The organism is Bartonella sp. MU70NMGDW (assembly GCF_042194085.1).
Classification (GTDB): Bacteria; Pseudomonadota; Alphaproteobacteria; order Rhizobiales; family Rhizobiaceae; genus Bartonella; species Bartonella grahamii.
Genome location: NZ_JBHIMK010000087.1, coordinates 1 through 2,500 on the forward strand (window position 1 = coordinate 1; position 2,500 = coordinate 2,500).

Annotated in this window: 1 tRNA gene and 2 rRNA genes (1 of these 3 cut by a window edge); all 3 read right to left on the bottom strand. The window is 50.8% G+C overall.

From position 1 onward, the window contains the following. Nucleotide 1 precedes the first annotated feature (1 nt). A tRNA-Met gene (locus tag ACFIKE_RS07625) sits at nt 2–78 on the bottom strand. Between the two features lie 104 nt (nt 79–182). Continuing rightward, nucleotides 183–297: ribosomal RNA gene (rrf, locus tag ACFIKE_RS07630) — 5S ribosomal RNA — on the bottom strand. 69 nt (nt 298–366) lie between these two features. Further along, nucleotides 367–2,500 (bottom strand): 23S ribosomal RNA (locus tag ACFIKE_RS07635) (it continues 681 nt past the right edge of the window).

Sequence of the window (2,500 nt, forward strand, 5' to 3'; positions counted from 1 at the left end):
TTGGTTGCGGGGGCAGGATTTGAACCTGCGGCCTTCAGGTTATGAGCCTGACGAGCTACCGGGCTGCTCCACCCCGCGTCACATATTTTAGAACAAGATTTTTTTATTGTCTACTCTGAGTATTGAGCATTGATCTGATTACATTTTTATTTTTGAATTGTTATCTATCATGCCTTTAGCAGACCTGGCGGCGACTTACTCTCCCGTGCCTTAAGGCAAAGTACCATCAGCGCTGGAGCGTTTCACGGCCGAGTTCGGGATGGGATCGGGTGCGTTCACTCCGCCATAACCACCAAGTCAGCAAAAAGCATGAATGATGAGAAGCTGGAAATTTTTATAATTTAAGAATGGATATAGGAAATGAGAACGATCAAGTCGATCGAACGATTAGTATCAGTAAGCTTCATGTGTTACCACACTTCCACACCTGACCTATCAACGTGGTGGTCTACCACGGTTCTCAGGGAATACTCGTTTTCAGGTGGGTTTCCCGCTTAGATGCCTTCAGCGGTTATCCCTTCCGTATATAGCTACCCTGCTATGCGGCTGGCGCCACAACAGGTCCACCAGAGATACGTCCATCCCGGTCCTCTCGTACTAGGGACAGATCCTGTCAATATTCCAACACCCACGGCAGATAGGGACCGAACTGTCTCACGACGTTCTGAACCCAACTCACGTACCGCTTTAAATGGCGAACAGCCATACCCTTGGGACCTGCTCCAGCCCCAGGATGCGATGAGTCGACATCGAGGTGCCAAACAACCCCGTCGATATGGACTCTTGGGGGTCATCAGCCTGTTATCCCCGGCGTACCTTTTATCCGTTGAGCGATGGCCCTTCCACACGGGACCACCGGATCACTATGACCGTCTTTCGACTCTGCTCGACTTGTCAGTCTCACAGTCAGGCAGGCTTATGCCATTGCACTCAACAAACGATTTCCGACCGTTTTGAGCCTACCATCGCGCGCCTCCGTTACTCTTTAGGAGGCGACCGCCCCAGTCAAACTACCCACCATACACGGTCCCGAATCCGGATAACGGACTGCGGTTAGACATCCATATCGGTAAGGGTGGTATTTCAAGGATGACTCCACAAAGGCTAGCGCCCCTGCTTCAAAGTCTACCACCTATCCTACACATACAGACACAAATGCCAGTGTAAAGCTATAGTAAAGGTGCACGGGGTCTTTCCGTCTAACCGCAGGAACCCCGCATCTTCACGGGGAATTCAATTTCACTGAGTCTACGTTGGAGACAGCGGGGAAGTCGTTACGCCATTCGTGCAGGTCGGAACTTACCCGACAAGGAATTTCGCTACCTTAGGACCGTTATAGTTACGGCCGCCGTTTACTGGGGCTTCAATTCAATGCTTGCACATCTCCTCTTAACCTTCCAGCACCGGGCAGGCGTCAGACCCTATACGTCGTCTTGCGACTTCGCAGAGCCCTGTGTTTTTGGTAAACAGTCGCTACCCCCTGGTCTGTGCCACCCTCTAACGGTTGCCCGCTAAAGGGTCACGCTTCTTCCGAAGTTACGCGTGCAATTTGCCGAGTTCCTTCAACGTAGTTCTCTCAAGCGCCTTAGTATTCTCTACCAGTCCACCTGTGTCGGTTTGGGGTACGGTCTATATGTGGGAGCTATTTCCTGGAACTGCTTCACTGCAAGATCAATCCAATAAGATCTTACAATATACGCAATCCGTCACTACCCACAGGTCCACGAATATTAACGTGGTTCCCATCGACTACGCCTTTCGGCCTCGCCTTAGGGGCCGACTCACCCTGCTCAGATTAACTTTAAGCAGGAACCCTTGGACTTTCGGCGAGGGAGTCTCTCACTCCCTTTATCGTTACTCATGTCAGCATTCTCACTTCCGATACCTCCAGGAGCTCTCACGAGTCTCCCTTCACAGGCTTACGGAACGCTCCGCTACCACTTACTCAATGAAGAGTAAATCCACATCTTCGGTGTATGGCTTTAGCCCCGTTACATTTTCGGCGCAGGGACCCTTATTTAGACCAGTGAGCTGTTACGCTTTCTTTAAATGGTGGCTGCTTCTAAGCCAACATCCTGGTTGTTTTGGGATCCTCACATCCTTTCCCACTTAGCCATAACTTGGGGACCTTAGATGGTGGTCAGGGTTGTTTCCCTCTCCACGACGGACGTTAGCACCCGCCGTGTGTCTGCTAGTTAGTTCTTCCAGGTATTCGGAGTTTGGTTAGGTTTGGTAATCCGGTGAGGACCCCTAGCCCATCCAGTGCTCTACCCCCTGGAGAATTCGACTAACGCTCTACCTAAATAGATTTCGCGGAGAACCAGCTATTTCCGAGTTTGATTGGCCTTTCACCCCTAGCCACAAGTCATCCCAATCTATTGCAACAGATACGGGTTCGGCCCTTCAGTAAGTGTTACCTTACCTTCAGCCTGCTCATGGCTAGATCACTCGGTTTCGGGTCTAATCCAACGAACTGAACGCCCTATTCAGACTCGCTTTC